Here is a 19,670-nt window from a genome sequence, read left to right on the forward strand (position 1 = left end):
CCACGGGCATTTCAATCCAGGGCAGCGGCTCGCCGCTGCCCTTTTGTTTGCGTCAACCGCCTGCATCTATCCGTAAAGGCATTTGCGCCAGGCGCCGGATGCCTGCCCCGACTTCGCCGGCAAACCGAGCCGCGATTCCGCTTGCATCCATAAAACCGGGGTGTGAACATGGCTGCCAGGGAAGCCGTTACACGCCAGTCAAACAAGGCGGTTAAACGCCTGAAGCGATCCATCGGGAGAATGCAATGAAGAAACTCGCCGCCATCGCCGCTCTGTCGGCATCGACGCTCGGTATGGGCACGGGCGCGTCCTTTGCCGACTACACGTTGAACATTCTTCACATCAACGACTGGCACAGCCGCATCGAAAGCAACAACAAGTATGAATCGACCTGCTCTGCCGAGGAGGAGACCAAGGGCGAGTGCATCGGCGGCGCGGCAAGGCTGCTGACCGCCATCGCGCAGGAGCGCAAGAAACTCGACGGCCAGAACGTGCTGCTGCTCAACGGCGGCGACAATTTCCAGGGCTCGCTTTTCTACACCACCTACAAGGGCAAGGTGGAAGCGGAATTCCTGAATGAGATGAAGTTCGACGCCATGACCGTCGGCAACCACGAGTTCGACGACGGCGAAGACGCGCTGGCGCCGTTCCTGGATGTCATCAAGTTCCCGGTTCTGTCGGCCAATGTGAAGGCCAGCGCCGCCGCCAAAATCGGCGACCGCATCAAGCCCTCGGTCGTGCTCGATGTCGGCGGCCAGAAGATCGGCATCGTCGGCGCGGTGACCACGGAAACGCCGGACATCGCATCGCCGGGTCCCAACATCGCCATCGAGGACGACGTCAAGACCATCACCGCCGAAGTCGAGAAGCTGAAGGGCGAAGGCATCAACAAGATCATCGCGCTGACCCATGTCGGCTATCCGCGCGACAAGGAGATGATCGCCAGGATTCCCGGCATCGACATCGTCGTCGGCGGCCACACCCATTCATTGCTGTCGAACACCGACGCCAAGGCCGAAGGCCCGTATCCGACGATGATCGACAATCCCGACGGCTACAAGGTGCCAGTCACCCAGGCCGCGTCCTATTCGAAATATCTCGGCGAGTTCAAGGTCGTCTTCGACGACAATGGCGTCGTCAAGGAAGCCAGCGGCGACCCGATCTATCTCGACAAGTCGATCACGCCGGACGCCGCCGCGCTCGTCCGCATCAAGGAACTGGGCGCGCCGATCGAGGAGCTGAAAAACAAGGAAGTCGGCGAGACCTCCGGCCCGGTCGACGGCAGCCGCGAAACCTGCCGGGCGCGCGAATGCGAGATGGGCAACCTCGTCTCCGACGCCATTCTCGACCGCGTCAAGGATCAGGGCGTCTCCATCGTCGTCTCCAACGGCGGCGGCCTGCGCGCCTCCATCGACCAGGGCAAGGTGACGATGGGCGAAGTTCTGACTGTACTGCCCTTCCAGAACACCGTCGCCACCTTCCAGATCGCCGGCAAGGATCTCGTGGCCGGGCTGGAGAGCGGCGTCAGCCAGCTCGAGGACGGCGCCGGCCGCTTCCCGCAGGTCGCCGGGCTGAAATATTCGTTCGACAAGTCGGTCGCGCCGAACCAGGGCCGCGTCAAGGATGTCCAGGTGATGGATGGCGGCGAATGGAAGCCGATCGATCCCGAGAAGGACTATCTGGTCGCCACCAACAACTACGTGCGCCAGGGCGGCGACGGCTACAAGGTCTTCGCCGACAAGGCCAAGAACGCTTATGACTACGGTCCGGGCCTGGAACAGGTCGTGGCCGACTACATCAGCGCCCACAGCCCGTACCAGCCGAAGGTTGAGGGCCGCATCACCGAGGTAGCAGCTGCCACCACGGCACAACCGGCCAAGTCTGCCGAAGCAGAACCAGCCAAGCCGGCTGACGCCAAGCCGGCTGAGGCGGCACAGGCCCCTGCTCCCGTTCCGGCGGCTCCAGCGCCTGCCGCCCCGGCACCAACCGAAGCAACTCCCGCGGCTCCTGCTCCGGCAGCTCCAGCAACTCCAGCGACGGCAGCCCCTGCACCGGCGCCCGCACAGCCCGCTCCGGCAACGACCGAGGCTGCGCCCGCGCCGAAACTGCCCGACCTGCCGGCCGGCTCCGCCGACATCGCCAAGACGCCGCCGACCGCTCCTGCCGAAGCCCCCGCGTCAGCGGCTCCGGCACCGGTCGCGAACCAGCCCGGCAATGCGGCATCACCAGCCCAGCCAGCAACGGATACGGCAGCGCCTGCCTCCGGAGCGGAGACAACGCACGCGATCGTCAAGGGCGATACCTATTGGGACATCGCCGAGCAGGCCTATGGCGACGGCGCGAAATGGAAACGCATCTCGGAAGCCAATCCGGAATATCAGCCGCGCCACCTGCCGGTCGGCGTCGATCTGAAGATTCCGGCCGCGAACTGAGGCCGCTTTTCAACGAAATGGCACCCGCCCACACAGACCGGGCGGGTGTTTTCGTTCCACGCTCCTCTTCCGGGTGCGGCTACAGGTGGCATTGAAATGCCCCCGCGGATCGCTAGTTTCCGGCCATGCCCAACGGAACAGCAGATAGAACCCAGGTGAAGCCCGCACGCTCTCCCGCATCCCGGTCAAGGATCCCCGCCGAGCTGCCGGCCGCTCACCCGCCGGTGAAAACCGGCAAGGTCGGCGTCATGCTGCTCAATCTCGGCACGCCGGACGGCACCGATTTCAAGCCGATGTGGCGTTACCTGCGTGAATTCCTGTCCGATCCGCGCGTCATCGAGCTCAACAAGGCGATCTGGTATCCGATCCTCTACGGCCTGGTGCTGACGACCCGGCCGAAGAAGTCAGGCGCCAACTACGACCGGATATGGAACCGGGAACGCGACGAGTCGCCGCTGCGAACCTTCACGCGCAGCCAGGCCGAGAAGCTTTCCGCTGCCCTGACCGATATGCCGGATGTCGTCGTCGACTGGGCCATGCGCTACGGCAACCCGTCAACCGCGAGCGTTGCCGAGAAGCTGCGCGCGCAAGGCTGCGAGCGCATCCTGTCCTTCCCGCTCTATCCGCAATATTCGGCGACCACGACGGCCACCGCCAACGACCAGCTTTTCCGCGCGCTGATGACGATGCGCCGGGCGCCGGCCGTGCGCACCGTCCCGCCCTACTATGACGAGCCAGCCTATATCGACGCGCTGGCCAATTCGATAAAGGCGCATCTGGCCACGCTGGCGTTCGAACCGGAAGTGGTCATCGCCTCCTATCACGGCATCCCCAAGCCCTATTTCGAGAAGGGTGACCCCTACTACTGCCACTGCCAGAAAACGACGCGGCTGTTGCGTGAGAAGCTCGGCTGGAGCGAGCAGAAACTGATCGCCACTTTCCAGTCGCGCTTCGGCGCGCAGGAGTGGTTGCAGCCTTATACGGACAAGACTGTCGAGAAGCTGGCCAGGGAAGGCGTCAAATCCATCGCCATCGTCAATCCCGGCTTTTCGGTCGACTGCATCGAGACGCTGGACGAGATCGGCCGCGAAGTACGCGACGAATTCCTGCACGCAGGCGGCGAGAACTTCGCTCATATCCCCTGCCTCAACGACAGCGCCGACGGCATGGCGGTGATCGAAGCCCTGGTGCGGCGGGAGCTTTCCGGCTGGGCCTAGGGCGAGCGCTCGGAACCGAAGGTTCCAACACACGTTGACGAGGGCCTTTGCGAGGACCTCGATGAAACGAAAACTTGACCTCAGGACCGGCCGCCCGGTCTGGTTCGCATACCGTGCGGCAACCGTGCCCACAGAAAAGCTGACGCGCGACATCAAGACCGACGTTTTGGTGGTCGGCATGGGCGTCAGCGGCGCCATGATCGCCGAAGCGCTGACCGCGCGCGGCCATGCGGTGGTCTGCATTGATCGCCGCGGGCCTCTCAAGGGTTCGACTGCTGCCACGACCGCGCTCGTGCAGTTCGAGATCGACCAGCCCCTCACAACGCTTTCCGGCATGATCGGCAAGGAAAAGGCCATGCAGGCGTGGCGGCGTTCGCGCCTCGCGGTCTCGAATCTCCAGGGCCGCATTGCCGAGCTGGGCATCGACTGCCGCCTTGTGGCCCGGCCATCGCTCTATCTGGCCGGCGATGTCATGGGCTCCAGCGAGTTGGAAACCGAGGCCAGGGCGCGGCGGCAGGCCGGCATTGGCGCATTCTATCTCCCCCGCAAAGCCCTCGAAGACCGCTTCGGCATCAAACGACCGGGCGCTGTCCTCAGCCGTGACAATCTCGCGCTCGACCCGCGCATGCTGACCGCCGGCCTGCTGTTGAAAACGCTGGAACGCGGCGCGCGGTTTTACGCCCCCGTCGAAGCAGCCGCCCTCGAGGATGACCGCGACGGCGTGACGGTGGCGACGAAGTCCGGACCGACGATCCGGGCCAGGCATCTGGTGTTGGCGACCGGCTATGAACTGATGGACATGGTGCCGCGCGCCAAGCACCAGATCATCTCCACCTGGGCCATTGCCACGCGACCGCAGAAGCAGGCGGTCTGGCCGGAAGAGGCGTTCATCTGGGAGGCGTCCGACCCCTATCTCTACATGCGCACGACCGCGGACGGCCGTGTCATCTGCGGCGGCGAGGACGAGGATTTTTCCGACGAAGAGGAACGGGACAGACTGATCCCGGCAAAGAGCGCCCGCATCGCAGCCAAGCTTTCCAGGCTCTTTCCGGGGCTGGACACCGAACCGGAATTTTCCTGGGCCGGCGCGTTCGGCACCACGACCACCGGTCTGCCCTATATCGGCGCCATACCGCGCCATCCGCGCATCCACGCCGTCATGGGCTATGGCGGCAACGGCATCACCTTTTCACAGATCGCATCGGAAGTCCTCGCTTCGGCGCTCGATGGCGTCGAGGATGCCGACGCCGCGCTCTTCGGCTTCAACCGCTGAGACCTATCCAACAAACCGCCTGGTCCCCGATTGTAACGCCCCGGAAACATCCTTAAGTGTTTTTGGACGCGAAGATGGGCTTGGCGCTGCGATCGAGGGAGAAGCAGATGGATTTCACCGGTTACGATGTCGTCATTCCGGTTCTTGTCGTTCTTGTCCTGCTTATCCTCTTCACCGGCGTCAAGACGGTGCCGCAAGGCTACAACTATACCGTCGAGCGTTTCGGCCGCTACACCAAGACGCTGGAGCCCGGCCTCAACCTGATCGTCCCCTTCATCGACCGCATCGGCGCCAAGATGAACATGATGGAGCAGGTGCTCGACGTTCCCACGCAGGAGATCATCACCCGCGACAACGCCATCGTCGCCGTCGACGGCGTCGCTTTCTACCAGGTGCTCAACGCGCCGCAGGCGGCCTACCAGGTCGCCGGGCTGCAGAACGCCATCCTCAACCTCACCATGACCAACATCCGCACGGTCATGGGTTCGATGGATCTGGACGAACTGCTCTCCAACCGCGACGCCATCAACGAGCGCCTGCTGCGCGTCGTCGACGAGGCTGCGCACCCCTGGGGCATCAAGATAACCCGCGTCGAAATCAAGGACATCAATCCGCCGGCAAATCTGGTGGAATCCATGGGCCGCCAGATGATGGCGGAACGCAACAAGCGCGCGCAGATCCTCGAAGCGGAAGGTCTCAAGCAGTCGCAGATCCTCGAGGCCGAAGGACGCAAGGAAGCCGCCTTCCGCGACGCCGAAGCCCGCGAACGATCGGCGGAAGCCGAAGCCCGCGCCACGCAGGTCGTCTCGGAGGCGATTTCGAAGGGTGACGTGCAGGCTTTGAACTACTTCGTCGCCCAGAAATACACAGAGGCTCTGACCCGCATCGGTTCGGCCAGCAATTCCAAGCTTGTGCTGATGCCGATAGAGGCCTCGTCGCTGATCGGTACGCTTGGCGGCATCGGCGAAATTGCCCGTGAAGTGTTCAAGGGCGACGGACAAGGCAGCGGCCAGAGAGCGGCGGGCCGTCCGCCCGTCGTTCGCTCCGGCGAAAGCTGACAGGCCGGGGCTGCACCATGCTGGAGCGTCTGTTCACCGAACTCGGTCCCTGGAACTGGATGGTCCTGGGCCTTATCCTGCTGATCCTGGAAATCGTCGTTCCCGGCGTTTTCCTGCTGTGGATCGGTATAGCCGCCTTGCTGATCGGCGCCGTTTCGATGCTGATCTGGGACACCGCTTTCTGGGCCTGGCAGGTGCAGGTCGTCGCCTTCCTGCTGCTGTCCCTCATATCGGCCTATGTCGGCAAGAAGATCATCCGCGGGCGCGGAGACGTTTCCGACCAGCCTCTCCTCAATCGCCGCGGCGAACAGATGATCGGCAGGACGGCGACGCTTGCGGAGCCCATCCGCGAGGGCCGTGGCCGCATCCAGCTTGGTGATACGCTGTGGCGGGTTTCTGGTCCCGACCTGCCTGCCGGCGCCCGCGTGCGAGTCACCGGGGCTGCCGAAACCGATCTCGAACTGACCGTGGAAGCGATTTCCTAACCGGCGTTACGACTGGCTTCGAAGCCGTCAGGCCGCTCCGATCCGCAGCAGGTCGTGCAGATGGACGAGGCCCACTGGCCGCCCCTCCTCGACGACGATCAGCGTTGTTATCGATGATGCGTTGATCGTTTGCAGCGCTGTCGCCACCAGTGTTTCAGGCCCGATGGCCTTGGGCTTCCGGGTCATGATCTCGTCCACGGACATGTTGAGCAGATCACGCCCGATCTGCCGCCTGATGTCGCCGTCGGTGACGATGCCGGCCAGCGAGCCGTCGGTGGCCGTCACCGCAACGCAGCCGAAGCCTTTTCGCGAAAGCTCTTCGATCGCCGCGCGCACGCCGGTGCCCAAAGTGACCAGCGGCACCTCATCGCCTGTATGCATCACCTCACGGACCTGAGTGAGGTTCGCGCCCAACTGGCCGCCGGGGTGGAAGGTGCGGAAATGATCCGGCGTGAAGCCGCGCGCCTCCAGCAGCGCGATGGCCAGCGCGTCGCCCATGACAAGTTGCAGCAGCGTCGAGGTCGTCGGCGCCAGTCCGTGCGGACAGGCTTCCGGCGCGCGCGGCAGGGCCAGCACGACATCGGCCGCGCGCGCCAGCGCCGATTTCGGGCCCGCCGTGAGTGCGATCAGCGGAATCGAGAAGCGCCGCGAATAGGCTATGATGCCTTTCAGTTCGGCGCTCTCGCCCGACCATGACAGCGCGATGATGGCGTCGTCATTCGCGATCATGCCGAGATCGCCATGGTTGGCTTCCGCCGGATGGACGAAGAAGGCCGGCGTGCCAGTCGAGGCCAGCGTCGCCGCGATCTTGGAACCGATGTGCCCGCTCTTGCCGACGCCGGTGACGATAACGCGTCCGTCGATGCCGGCGAGGATTTCAACAGCTTGCGCGAATGGCTCGGCCAATCCCGTTTCCAGGGCGGTCACCAGCGCATCCAACCCGGTGCGTTCGATCGACACCGTCCTCAGGCCCGACTCGATCGAGGCGCGGCCATACGGCTTTTTCTTCTTCAGCGATCCAGCATGCATGGTTTGCGCTTACCGCCTCAGCCGCTTTCTGTCCAACTCTATCGCCCCGCCGTCACGACCGGCAACAGCTTTCAACGCTCCGTTAACCATCGCCGTTTACGGTTCGGTAAGTATGGCGCGTGCGCCGAAGCAGTGGTGAACATGTCGCGGGCCCAGCCTGAACACAAAAGCGGTCGAAACGGCTCGGCGCCCTGCGTGCTGTTGCTGGCAGCGGGCGTTTTTGCGCTCGCGCAGCCTTCGCTGCTTTATGCTCAGGACAGCGGCCTGCGCGGCGCGATGACCGACCCCCTGCGGCTCTACGGCAGGCAGCCGACCGGAACACAGGCCGCGCCGGTCGATCCGCTGCCGGCGTTGCCCGGCACGATGGCAGCGCCGGCCTATCAGCCAAGCAGCCCCGGCGCGACGCCCGACACAACCGGCGATCCAGCAACGGCGGCAGCGCCCGAAGACCCGCTGGCGGCGTTCGAGGATGCCGGCGCTGCCGCACCCATTCCCCAACGCCGTCCCGGTTCTGCCACGCGCGCCAGCAATTCGACGACTGCGGTTGACGAAGCGGACACGACGGCCAGCACCGCCGACACGACCGTCGATGCCAATACCGCCTCCGCCGCGGCGGAGGAAAAAGAGAACGAAAACGGCAATCTGCGCGCCGCAACGGTGGATTCCGAATTGCGCGAGCCGCTCGATCCGGGCGCCGAACGCACCGGCTCGATCGACGGCAGGGCGGCGAAGCGCGACGAGGAGCCGTTCGCTGCGGTCGGCATCAGGTTCGGCAGCTTCATACTGAAGCCGACGCTGGAGGAAGGCATCACCGCCAGTTCGAACGCCAACTCAAGCAATTCGGGCAAACCCGGCGTACTTTCGGAGACCACGTTGCGCTTCGAGGCCGCAACCGACTGGGAGCGGAATTCCGCGCTCATCAGCGGTTACGGCACCTATCGCAAGTCACTTTCGGGCGAGGAGATCGAGGAAACGAAAGGCCGCATCGACGGCACGTTGAACATCGATCTCGACAAGGAGCTTCGCGCCATCGCCAAGCTCGGTTACGAGCGCGCGCCGGAATCCGCCTCGTCGCCGGTGATCATTTCAGGCACGGCCTCGCAGCCGCTGCGGCAGACCTTCGACGGAAGCCTCGGGCTGGAAAAAAATGTCGGCAAAGCGCGCTTCGGCATCACCGGCGCGGTCGAGCATGAGGACTATGGCGACGCCGAGCTTTCAATGGGGGGAACGCTTTCCCAGAAGGAACGGAACTTCACGCTCTATTCGACCCGGCTGCGCGGCGGATACGAGATTTCCCCGGCCATCACGCCATTCGCCGAACTGGAGCTGGGTCGCCGCGTCTACGACATGCGCACCGACCTCAACGGTTACGAACGCTCGGCCACCCGTGTCGGCGGCCGCGCCGGCGTCGAGCTCGACATGGGCGAAAAGCTCGGCGGCGAATTCTCCGCCGGCTGGCTCCGGGAAACGCTGGATGACGACAGGCTCGATCCAGTCGCCGGCGCCACCCTCAATGCCGATTTGCGCTGGTCGCCGCAACGCGGCACCACGGTCGGCTTGAACGGCACCACTACGGTCGAGGGCACCACCAGCGCCGGCGAGAGCGGTTCGATCCTCTATGCCAGCCGCCTTTCCGTCGAACGCGAGATTCGCGCCAACCTGACCGGAACCGCCATTCTCGGCGCCGACTGGCGCGACTATGTCGGCTCCAATGGCCATGATCTGACGCTGAGCGCCGAGGCCGGGTTGACCTGGTGGATCAACCGCTATGTCGGACTGACGACGCGGGCGCGGCATGAGCGGCTCAAGAGCAATTTGCCGGACCGCGACGCCACCACCAACAGCATCTTCGTCGGCATGAAGCTGCAGCGCTAGCAGCCGCCGCTCACTCCGCCGCGGACTTGCGCCCTTCCGGTTTCAGCTCGCTCAGCAGCGTGCGGATGACGTCCGCCATGCTATGGTTCATGTCGCTGCGCGACAGCGCGAAGGCGACATTGGCTTCGACGAAGCCTTCCGGCGACCCGCAGTCGAAGGTCCTGCCCTGATAGTGGTAGCCGTAGAAGCCCTGCTGCTGGTGCAGCTTGAGCATCGCATCGGTAAGCTGGATCTCGTTGCCGGCGCCCTTCTCCTGGCTTTCGAGAATGGAGAAAATCTCCGGCTGCAGGATATAGCGTCCGTTGATGTAGAGATTGGACGGCGCCGTGCCCTTCGCCGGCTTCTCCACCATCTTGGTGATGCTGAAGCCCGTATGGGCATCCTCGCCACGCCCGACGATGCCGTATTTGTGGGTCTCGGACGGATCGCACTCCTCGACCGCGATGATGCTGCCGCCGGTCTTGTCGTAAAGATCGACCATATCCTTCATGCAGCCATGATCGGGCAACGTAATCATGTCCGGCAACAAAAGCGCGAACGGCTCGTTGCCGACCAGTTCGCGCGCGCACCACACGGCATGGCCGAGGCCCAGAGGTTCCTGCTGGCGGGTAAAGCTGGTCTGGCCCGCCATCGGTTGCAACCCCTGCAGCTTCGCCAATTGGTCGGTCTTGCCGCGCTGCGACAGCGTATGGTTGAGCTCGAACTGGATGTCGAAATGATCCTCGATGACCGCCTTGTTGCGGCCGGTGACGAAGATGAAATGCTCGATGCCCGCTTCCCGCGCCTCGTCGACGACATACTGGATGACGGGCCGGTCCACGACGGTCAGCATCTCCTTCGGAATGGCCTTGGTGGCGGGTAGGAACCGCGTTCCCAGGCCTGCGACGGGAAAAACTGCCTTGCGAACTTTTTTCATGAGCCAATTATCCGTTTGATATTGTTATGGGGCAACCCGAATTCGGGGACATTATCACGCCGAAATTGAGGAATAGCGAATGCACAATGGATATCTTGCAGGCGACAAAAGCGTGAGCGCGCTTTTTGTTCCGGGGAACACCATGGTAAACCAATTGCTAACCGGCATAGGCGATGAATGATCTTCCTGCGATGAAGAAGGAGGAAAAAATGTCCGCTCGCACCGCCGCTCAGCGCCTGACCGGCATTCTAGTCGCCGCCGGTCTGTCGCTCGCTTTCGTCCTGCCGAGCGGCGTCGCCCGGGCCGACGCCGGCTTCCGCAACTGGATCGCCAGCTTCCGTTCGATCGCCATGCAGAGCGGCGTCTCCGGCGCGATCTACGACCGCGCCTTCCGCGGCATCAGCGATGTCGATCCCGAAGTGCTCGAAAAGGCGCGCTACCAGCCCGAATTCAAGGCGGAGGCCTGGGACTATTTTGACAATCGCGTGCATGAGGATTCGATCGCCAACGGCCGCGCCATGGCGCGAAAGTGGAAGCCATGGCTTGACCGGATCGAGCAGCGTTTCGGCGTCGACCGCTATGTCCTGCTCGCCATCTGGTCGATGGAATCGAATTACGGCGAAATCCTCAAGCGCGACGACGTGATGCGCAACGTCGTGCGCTCGCTCGCGACCCTCGGCTATGCGGACAAGAAGCGGGCAAAGTTCGCGCGCACGCAGTTGATCGCAGCCCTGAAAATCCTCCAGAGTGGCGATATAGACGAAAGCCATCTCAGCGGCTCATGGGCAGGGGCCATGGGACACACCCAGTTCATTCCAACGAGCTATCAGGCCTATGCGGTCGATATGGATGGCAACGGCAAGCGCGACATCTGGAACTCGGTGCCCGATGCGCTGGCCACCGCCGCCAACCTTCTGCGCAAGAATGGCTGGCAGGCCGGCAAGACATGGGGTTACGAGGTCAAGCTTCCGGAAGGAAGGAAATTCCCGTCCGGCTCGATGTCGGTGGCCAAATGGCAGGCCTTGGGGTTGACCCGTGTCAGCGGCAAGGCTTTTCCGCACTCGTCCGACCGCGCCGAGCTGAAACTCCCCGGCGGCAGGAGTGGTCCGGCCTTCCTCGTCATCAAGAATTTCTCGGTCATCAAGCGCTACAACAACGCCGATAAATATGCCTTTGCCGTCGGCCTTCTTGCCGACGAGATCGCCGGTTACGGTGGACTGGTCAATGACTGGAGCCGGCCTTTCACCAAGCTGACCTTCGTCGAAAAGCAGGAATTGCAGCAGCGTCTTTCCGACCATGGTTATTACACCGGCAAGTTCGACGGCAAGATCGGCGAAGGGTCGAAAGCCGCCATCATGTCCTTCCAGGCGCAGGCGGGCTTGACCCAGGATGGGCATCCGAGCATGGAAGTGCTCAAGTGGCTGCGGAAAAAATAGCCACGGCTGAGGGAGGAACTGTTTGAGATCGGCGCGTATCCGAAAAATCGCATTTCGCGTGCCGATCCTGCTGTTCGCTGCTGCCGTTCTGGTGGCAGCCGCCTTCACTGCTTTCGACAGTTCTGCATTCGCCCAGGAACGTGACTATTACCGTCCCTGGTCGTTGCGCGACCTCCTCTTCAGGAACCGAAACGAATTTCCGGAACCGCCACCCCCTTACAGGCCGAAAGCCAAGGCCAAGGTCCGCAAGGCAGCGCCTGTCGAACCGAAAATTCCCGTGGTGGAAAAGGCGGCGGACGCCCGCACCGTGCTCGTCGTCGGCGACTTCATGGCCAGCGGTCTTGCCGAGGGGCTCGACGCCGTTTTCGCCGACAATCCCGCTATCCGGATAGTGGACGAGGGCAAAGGCTCGTCCGGCCTGGTGCGGCTGGATGTCTATGACTGGCCGGGCGGCGTCAAGACGCTGATCGAGGCCGAGAAGCCGGCCGTCGTCCTCGTCATGGTCGGCTCGAACGACCGCCAGCAGATGAAGGTCGGCGATGCGCGCGAGCCGGCGCGCAGCGAGCGCTGGACCAAGGAATACGAAACGCGCGCGGCAGCGCTGGGCGAGGCGATTGCCTCGACCAAGGTTCCCTATCTGTGGGTCGGCATGCCGGCCTTTAGGGTCGGCACCATGACATCCGACATGCTGGCCTTCAACGATATCTACCGTTCCGCCGCCGAAGGCGCCGGCGGCGAGTTCGTCGATGTCTGGGATGGCTTCGTCGACGAGGACGGCGTCTTCGTCAGCACCGGTCCCGACGTCAACGGCCAGCCGGTGCGGCTGCGTTCCGACGACGGCATCAACATGACACGCGCCGGCAAGCGCAAGCTGGCCTTCTACGCCGAAAAACCGTTGATGAAACTGTTGGGAATTGCGGCGCCGGCTGGCGCGGCAACAGCGCTTCCGGAAATTTCTCCGACCGGCAAACCTGCCGAGCCATTCGTGCCCGCGACGGTTGATCGCACGCCGCCGATTTCCCTGAACGATCCGGCGCTGGACGGCGGCGCCGAACTGCTTGGCGCAGAACCCGCCGGCAAGACCGAACAGCCTACGCCGGCGAAAAAGCTGGCCGAAAACCCCTCGCCCGGACGCGCCGACGATTTTTCCTGGCCGCCCAGGCAAACGCCTGCGAAGACGGCGGCCACTTCGGGCGACAAGACGACGGCGATCAAGCGCTAGAGGAATCAGGTGCTGCTGCTCAGCGCGGCAGGACCGATGCCCCCATCAGCGCCTCGTCGATGGAGTGAGCCGCCTGCCGGCCTTCGCGGATTGCCCAGACCACGAGCGACTGACCGCGCCGCACATCTCCGGCGGCGTAGAGCTTTTCGACGTTGGTCTTGTAGTCGAGGTCGTTGGCGCCGACATTCTTCGACCGGCGGCTGTCCGTGGCGACCTCCAGCGAGCCTTCCAGTTCCGACAGGATACCCTTGCCCAGCGGCCCGGCAAAGCCGATGGCGATGAAGGCGAGGTCGGCGCGGATGACGAATTCGGTGCCGGCGACCGGCTTGCGCTTGTCGTCGACTTCGCAGCAGCGGACGCCGGTCAGTTCACCGTCCTCGCCGATGAATTCCAGCGTCGCAACCTGGAACTCGCGCTCCGCGCCCTCGGCCTGGCTGGACGAGGTGCGCATCTTGGTCGCCCAATAGGGCCACACGGCGAGCTTGTCTTCCTTTTCCGGCGGCTGCGGGCGGATGTCCAGCTGGGTGACGCGCACCGCGCCCTGGCGGAACGCCGTGCCGACGCAATCGGAAGCGGTATCGCCGCCGCCGACCACGACGACATGCTTGCCACCGGCGACGATCGGCTTCGACGGCCATGCGACGGACTGGATATCCTCGCCGCCGACGCGCTTGTTCTGCTGCACCAGATAGGGCATCGCATCGTAAACGCCTTGCAGGTTGTCGCCCGGAATGCCGGCCATACGCGGCGTTTCGGAACCGCCGCAATAGAGCACGGCGTCGTAGTCCGAGAGCAATTCCGCCACCGGCTTGTCGACCCCGACATTGACGCCGCAGAAGAAGGTGACCCCCTCGCCGCTCATCTGCTCGACGCGCCGGTCGATATAGTGCTTTTCAATCTTGAAGTCGGGAATGCCGTAGCGCATCAGCCCGCCCGGCCGGCTTTCGCGCTCGTAGACATGAACCTCGTGGCCCGCGCGCCCCAATTGTTGCGCCGCGGCCATGCCAGCCGGACCGGAGCCGATGACGGCGACGCGCTTGCCGGTCTTTTTCTCCGGTGGATAGGGCCGGATGTGGCCGGTCTCGTAGGCCTTGTCGGCAATCGCCTGCTCAACCGTCTTGATGGCGACCGGAATGTCCTCGAGGTTCAGCGTGCAGGCCTCTTCGCAAGGCGCGGGGCAGATGCGGCCGGTGAATTCGGGAAAATTGTTGGTCGAATGCAGATTGCGGATCGCCGCGTCCCAGTCGCCGCTGTAGACGAGGTCGTTCCAGTCGGGGATCTGGTTGTGAATCGGACAGCCGGTCGGCCCGTGGCAGAACGGAATGCCGCAATCCATGCAGCGCGCGGCCTGTTTCTCGACCTCTTTATCCGACATCGGCAACGTGAATTCGCGAAAATGGCGAATGCGGTCTGAGGCCGGCTGGTACTTGTGAACCTGCCGGTCGATCTCGAGAAAACCTGTAACCTTGCCCATAGTCAGTTCCTGCAATCCTGGGGCGGGCCTTGCCGCCGCACCCGTTATCCCCATAAGGCCGCTGTTGCAACCTTGCCGGTCGGGCGCTGGAAGTGTTGTCGGTAAGAACGCTGACGCAAGCCCTGGCTTGCGGCGGCGTCGAGCTATTCGGCCGCCACGTTCATGCGCGAGCGTTCCATCTCCTGCAGCGCGCGGCGATATTCGACCGGCATGATCTTGCGGAATTTCGGCCGGTAGGTGGCCCAGTTTTCGAGGATTTCCTTGCCCCGCGTCGAGCCTGTGTAGTGAACATGGTTCGAGATCAGCTGGTACAGGCGCTCCTCGTCATGGCTGGTCATGTCGCCGGAAACGTCGACACGGCCCTTGTGATCGAGATCGCCGCCATGGTGCAGCAGCTTCTCCATCAGGTCGTCTTCTTCCGGCACCGGCTCGAGCTCCACCATGGCCATGTTGCAGCGTTCGGCGAAATCGCCCGCCTCGTCCAGCACATAGGCGACGCCGCCCGACATGCCGGCGGCGAAGTTGCGGCCGGTCTGGCCGATGACGACGACGATGCCGCCGGTCATGTACTCGCAGCCATGGTCGCCGACGCCCTCGACGACGGCGGCGGCGCCCGAATTGCGCACGGCGAAGCGCTCGCCGGCGACGCCGCGGAAGTAGCACTCGCCCTCGATCGCGCCGTAGAGCACCGTATTGCCGACGATGATCGATTCCTCGGCCAGGATTTTGGATTCTTCGGGCGGGCGAATGACGATGCGGCCGCCCGAAAGGCCCTTGCCGACATAGTCGTTGCCGGCGCCGACGAGTTCGAACGAGATTCCGCGCGCCAGGAAGGCGCCGAACGACTGGCCGGCGGTGCCGGTCAGTTTCACCGAAATCGTGTCCTGGCGCAGCCCCTTGTGCTTGTAACGCTTGGCGACCTCGCCCGACAGCATCGCCCCGGTGGAGCGGTCGACATTGCGGATCGGCATTTCGATCTCAACCGGCTGACGCGTCTCCAGCGCCGGCATGGCCAGCTCGATCAGCTTGCGGTCCAGAACGTCGTCGATCGGATGCTTCTGGCGCTCCGTCCAGCGGGTTGCTTCGGGTGGCGCGTCCGGCTTGTGGAACATTTTCGAGAAGTCGAGCCCTTTGGCTTTCCAGTGGCTGATGACGTCCCGCTTCTCCAGAAGGTCGCTGTCGCCGATGATCTGGTCGAGATGCGTAAAGCCCATTTCGGCCAGCAGTTCCCGCACTTCTTCGGCGACATAGAAGAAGAAATTGATGACGTGTTCGGGCGTGCCCTTGAAGCGCTTGCGCAAAACCGGGTCCTGCGTCGCGACGCCGACCGGGCAGGTGTTGAGATGGCACTTGCGCATCATGATGCAGCCGGCCGCGATCAGCGGCGCGGTCGAGAAGCCGAATTCGTCAGCCCCGAGCAGCGCGCCGATAATGACGTCGCGTCCAGTGCGCAAGCCGCCATCGACCTGCAGCGCCACGCGCGAGCGCAGGCCATTGAGAACCAGCGTCTGATGCGTTTCGGCAAGCCCCATCTCCCAGGGGCTGCCCGCGTGCTTGAGCGAGGTCAGCGGCGACGCGCCGGTGCCGCCGTCATAGCCGGAAATGGTGATGTGGTCGGCGCGCGCCTTGGCCACGCCGGCCGCCACCGTGCCCACTCCGACTTCGGAAACCAGCTTCACCGAGACATCGGCGGCCGGGTTGACGTTCTTCAGGTCGAAGATCAGCTGCGCCAGATCCTCGATCGAATAGATGTCATGATGCGGCGGCGGCGAGATCAGGCCGACGCCGGGCGTCGAATGCCGCACCTTGGCGATGGTCGCATCCACCTTGTGGCCGGGCAACTGCCCGCCCTCGCCGGGCTTCGCGCCCTGCGCCACCTTGATCTGCATCATGTCCGAATTGACGAGATATTCAGCGCTGACGCCGAACCGTCCCGACGCTATCTGCTTGATCGCCGAGCGTTCGGGATTGGCGCCGCCGCCGGGCAGCGGCAGGTAGCGGTCCGGCTCCTCGCCGCCCTCGCCCGTGTTGGACTTGCCGCCGATCCGGTTCATGGCGATGGCCAGCGTCGTATGCGCCTCGCGGCTGATCGACCCGAACGACATGGCGCCGGTGGAGAAGCGCTTGACGATGTCCGCCGCCGGCATCACCTCGTCGAGTGCAACCTTCTTGCGGCCAGTCTCACCGGCGGTCTTGATCCTGAACAGGCCGCGGATCGCCTGCGCCCGCGCGGTCTCGCTGTCGATCTGCTGCGAATACTCCTTGAAGGTGCTCCACGAACCCTGGCGGACCGCATGCTGCAGCGAGGCTACGGCATCGGGAGACCACATATGCGCTTCGCCACGCATGCGGAACATGTACTCGCCGCCGACTTCCAGCCCGTTGCGCAGGACGGGATCGTCGCCGAATCCGGAAGCGTGACGCTGCACGGTCTCCTCAGCGACCCCTTCCAGCCCGACGCCTTCGATCAGCGTCGCCGTGCCGGTGAAGTACTTGCCGACGAAATCCGACCGCAGCCCGACGGCGTCGAAAATCTGCGCGCCGCAATAGGACTGGTAGGTCGAGATGCCCATCTTGGACATCACCTTCAGCATGCCCTTGCCGAGCGACTTGATGTAGCGCGACACCACTTCCGAGACATCGACTTCCTTCGGCATCTCGCCGCGCTTGTGCATGTCCAGCAGCGTATCGAAGGCGAGATAGGGATTGATCGCCTCGGCGCCGTAGCCGGCGAGGCAGCAGAAATGATGGACCTCGCGCGGCTCGCCCGATTCCACGACGAGGCCGACCGAGGTCCGCAAACCCTTGCGGATCAAGTGGTGGTGAACCGCTGCGGTCGCCAGCAGCGCCGGAATGGCGATGCGGTCCGGTCCGATCTGCCTGTCGGACAGGATGACGATGTTGTAGCCGCCCGCGACCGCCGCTTCGGCGCGTTCGCACAGCCGGTCGATGGCGCCCTGCATGCCGCCGGCGCCCTCGGTGGAGCTGTAGGTGATGTCGATGGTCTTGGTGTCGAAACGGTCTTCGGTGTGGCCGATGGAGCGGATCTTCTCGAGATCGCCATTGGTGAGGATCGGCTGGCGCACTTCCAGCCGCTTGCGGCGCGAGGAGCCGATCAGGTCGAAAATGTTCGGGCGCGGGCCGATGAAGGAGACGAGGCTCATCACCAACTCCTCGCGGATCGGATCGATCGGCGGGTTGGTGACCTGGGCGAAGTTCTGCTTGAAATAGGTGTAGAGCAGCTTCGACTTGTCCGACATGGCCGAAATCGGCGTATCGGTGCCCATCGAGCCGACCGCTTCCTGTCCCGTCGTCGCCATCGGCGACATCAGGAGCTTCACGTCTTCCTGCGTGTACCCGAAGGCCTGCTGCCGGTCGAGCAGCGACACGTCGCGGCGCAGCTCGCGCGGTGCAACCGCGTTGAGGTCCTCGAGAATGAGCTGCGTGTTGGACAGCCACTTCCTGTAGGGATGCTTGGTGGCGATCTCCGACTTGATCTCCTCGTCGGAAACGATGCGGCCCTTTTCCAGGTCGATCAGCAGCATGCGGCCCGGCTGCAGCCGCCACTTCTTGACGATCTTCTCTTCCGGCACCGGCAGCACGCCGGCCTCGGAAGCCATGATGACGCGGTCGTCGTCGGTGACGATGTAGCGCGCCGGCCGCAGACCGTTGCGGTCCAGCGTCGCGCCGATCTGCCGTCCGTCGGTAAAGGCGACCGCGGCCGGCCCGTCCCACGGCTCCATCAGCGCCGCGTGATACTCGTAGAAAGCCTTACGGTCGTTATCCATGAGCTTGTTCCCGGCCCAGGCTTCCGGGATCAGCATCATCATCGCATGGGCGAGGCTGTAGCCGCCCTGAGTCAGGAATTCGAGCGCATTGTCGAAGCAGGCGGTGTCCGACTGACCTTCATAGGAGATCGGCCACAGCTTGGAGATGTCGTTGCCGAACAGTTCGGAATCGACCGACGCCTGCCGCGCCGCCATCCAGTTGACGTTGCCGCGCAGCGTATTGATCTCGCCATTGTGCGCGACCATGCGATAGGGGTGCGCCAGCTTCCATGACGGAAAGGTGTTGGTCGAGAACCGCTGATGCACCAGGATCAGCGCCGTTTCGAAGCGCGGGTCCTTCAGATCCTTGTAGTAGGCGCCGACCTGGTAGGCCAGGAACATGCCCTTGTAGACCACGGTGCGCGACGACATCGACACGCAGTAGGAACCGATGTCGCGCTTGTCGTGCTCATCGTAGATGCGGCCGGAAATGACCTTGCGCAGAATGTAGAGCCGCCGCTCATACTCGTCGTCATTGTCGATCTCGGGCGGGCGGCCGAAGAAGACCTGCTGATGGAATGGCTCGGATGCGGCAATATCGGGCGCCTTGGACAGCGACGAATTGTCGACGGGCACGTCGCGGAAGCCGATCACCGGCATGCCTTCCGACTGGGCCGCCTCGTGGATGATTGTTTCGACATGAGCACGCACGTCGGCGTCATGCGGCATGAACCAGTGACCGACGGCATAATGGCCGGCCTTCGGCAACTCGACGCCCTGGGCGGCCATTTCCTCGCGGAAGAACCGGTCCGGTATCTGCACCAGAACGCCAGCGCCGTCGCCCATCAAGGGATCCGCGCCGACCGCGCCGCGGTGCGTGAGGTTCTCGAGCACGAACAGCCCGTCCTCGACGATGCTGTGCGACTTCACGCCCTTCATGTTGGCGATGAAGCCGACGCCGCAGGCGTCGTGCTCGTTGCGGGGATCGTAGAGACCCTGCGCCGCAAAGCCGTTTTCGGTTCGCAGGATACGTTTGACGGCCGTCGCTTTCGTCTGCGCGGCCGGCACAAGATCCGTCGTCACAGATGGCGTCGCTTCCGTCATCGTCCTGTCCTCCGTTCCGCGCCATTCAGGCGCTTGCATTCAATGGGAAACGAATGCTTCCCATGTCCTGTCATGCACGTCCTGCTGAATCACTGCCCAGACTGCCGGGCCGGGCGTCGCGCCGCTCCCGAGCAGCGATCTTCGGTCCATATAGCACTCACGGCAAAGCCGGACAGGTGTCGTACACCATCCCGGCGCGATCCAGCACGCTAAATAAGACAGCATTGCTGTCCTAAATTCATATTGCAGAATTCACCCTTTGCTACAAGACCGATTCACAAAAATCACGCCCCTCTCACGACATAAAATGTCCCAAAAATTGGACTCTCGATATTTTTCATGCGCCACCAGCATGCTGTTCGCTTTTTGGGATTTATGGGCA

12 protein-coding genes are annotated in these 19,670 nt (G+C 63.6%); 8 read left to right on the forward strand and 4 right to left on the reverse strand.

Features of this window, described 5'->3' with window-relative positions:
• Nucleotides 1–245 precede the first annotated feature (245 nt).
• The 5 genes from ASD44_RS10460 to ASD44_RS10480 all read left to right on the forward strand — a co-directional run bounded on the left by ASD44_RS10460 (nt 246) and on the right by ASD44_RS10480 (nt 6,465).
• Complete coding sequence (locus ASD44_RS10460) at nt 246–2,432, forward strand: 5'-nucleotidase C-terminal domain-containing protein (protein ID WP_056111378.1); 2,187 nt, start codon at nt 246–248, stop codon at nt 2,430–2,432.
• 155 nt (nt 2,433–2,587) lie between these two features.
• On the forward strand, nt 2,588–3,649 hold the full coding sequence (gene hemH / locus ASD44_RS10465) for a ferrochelatase (protein ID WP_056111380.1): 1,062 nt from the start codon (nt 2,588–2,590) through the stop codon (nt 3,647–3,649).
• A 61-nt stretch (nt 3,650–3,710) separates the two neighbouring features.
• The gene (locus tag ASD44_RS10470; protein ID WP_056111383.1) at nt 3,711–4,922 is read left to right on the forward strand and encodes an FAD-dependent oxidoreductase; all 1,212 of its coding nucleotides are present in this window, start codon (nt 3,711–3,713) and stop codon (nt 4,920–4,922) included.
• A 107-nt stretch (nt 4,923–5,029) separates the two neighbouring features.
• On the forward strand, nt 5,030–5,980 hold the full coding sequence (locus ASD44_RS10475; RefSeq protein WP_056115889.1) for an SPFH domain-containing protein: 951 nt from the start codon (nt 5,030–5,032) through the stop codon (nt 5,978–5,980).
• A 17-nt stretch (nt 5,981–5,997) separates the two neighbouring features.
• On the forward strand, nt 5,998–6,465 hold the full coding sequence (locus tag ASD44_RS10480) for an NfeD family protein (protein ID WP_056111386.1): 468 nt from the start codon (nt 5,998–6,000) through the stop codon (nt 6,463–6,465).
• A 27-nt stretch (nt 6,466–6,492) separates the two neighbouring features.
• On the opposite strand, the gene ASD44_RS10485 is transcribed toward ASD44_RS10480, so the two are convergent.
• Nucleotides 6,493–7,494 (reverse strand): KpsF/GutQ family sugar-phosphate isomerase, encoded by a 1,002-nt coding sequence (locus ASD44_RS10485; RefSeq protein ID WP_056111389.1) that lies wholly within the window; start codon nt 7,492–7,494, stop codon nt 6,493–6,495.
• Between the two features lie 141 nt (nt 7,495–7,635).
• Here ASD44_RS10485 and ASD44_RS10490 point away from each other — a divergent pair, with 141 nt between their 5' ends.
• Nucleotides 7,636–9,369, forward strand: coding sequence for an outer membrane beta-barrel protein (locus ASD44_RS10490; protein WP_056115892.1), 1,734 nt, complete (start codon nt 7,636–7,638; stop codon nt 9,367–9,369).
• 10 nt (nt 9,370–9,379) lie between these two features.
• Here the strand turns inward: ASD44_RS10490 and galU are convergent, their stop codons facing one another.
• Nucleotides 9,380–10,285, reverse strand: coding sequence for a UTP--glucose-1-phosphate uridylyltransferase GalU (gene galU, locus ASD44_RS10495; protein WP_056111392.1), 906 nt, complete (start codon nt 10,283–10,285; stop codon nt 9,380–9,382).
• A gap of 209 nt (nt 10,286–10,494) precedes the next feature.
• On the opposite strand from galU, the gene ASD44_RS10500 reads away from it, so the two are divergent.
• Nucleotides 10,495–11,721 carry a lytic murein transglycosylase gene (locus ASD44_RS10500; protein ID WP_056115895.1) on the forward strand — a complete coding sequence of 409 codons (1,227 nt, stop codon included), beginning with the start codon at nt 10,495–10,497 and terminating at the stop codon, nt 11,719–11,721.
• Between the two features lie 22 nt (nt 11,722–11,743).
• Nucleotides 11,744–12,943, forward strand: a complete 1,200-nt coding sequence (locus ASD44_RS10505; RefSeq protein WP_056111395.1) for a DUF459 domain-containing protein — start codon at nt 11,744–11,746, stop codon at nt 12,941–12,943.
• A gap of 19 nt (nt 12,944–12,962) precedes the next feature.
• Here the strand turns inward: ASD44_RS10505 and ASD44_RS10510 are convergent, their stop codons facing one another.
• Together ASD44_RS10510 and gltB are read right to left on the reverse strand one after the other, a co-directional pair.
• Nucleotides 12,963–14,417: a glutamate synthase subunit beta gene (locus tag ASD44_RS10510; RefSeq protein WP_056111400.1), complete on the reverse strand. Its 1,455-nt coding sequence runs from the start codon at nt 14,415–14,417 to the stop codon at nt 12,963–12,965.
• 143 nt (nt 14,418–14,560) lie between these two features.
• Nucleotides 14,561–19,288: a glutamate synthase large subunit gene (gene gltB, locus ASD44_RS10515; RefSeq protein WP_056115898.1), complete on the reverse strand. Its 4,728-nt coding sequence runs from the start codon at nt 19,286–19,288 to the stop codon at nt 14,561–14,563.
• Nucleotides 19,289–19,670 lie beyond the last annotated feature (382 nt).

The sequence above is a fragment of the Mesorhizobium sp. Root554 genome, assembly GCF_001427025.1.
Classification (GTDB): Bacteria; Pseudomonadota; Alphaproteobacteria; order Rhizobiales; family Rhizobiaceae; genus Mesorhizobium.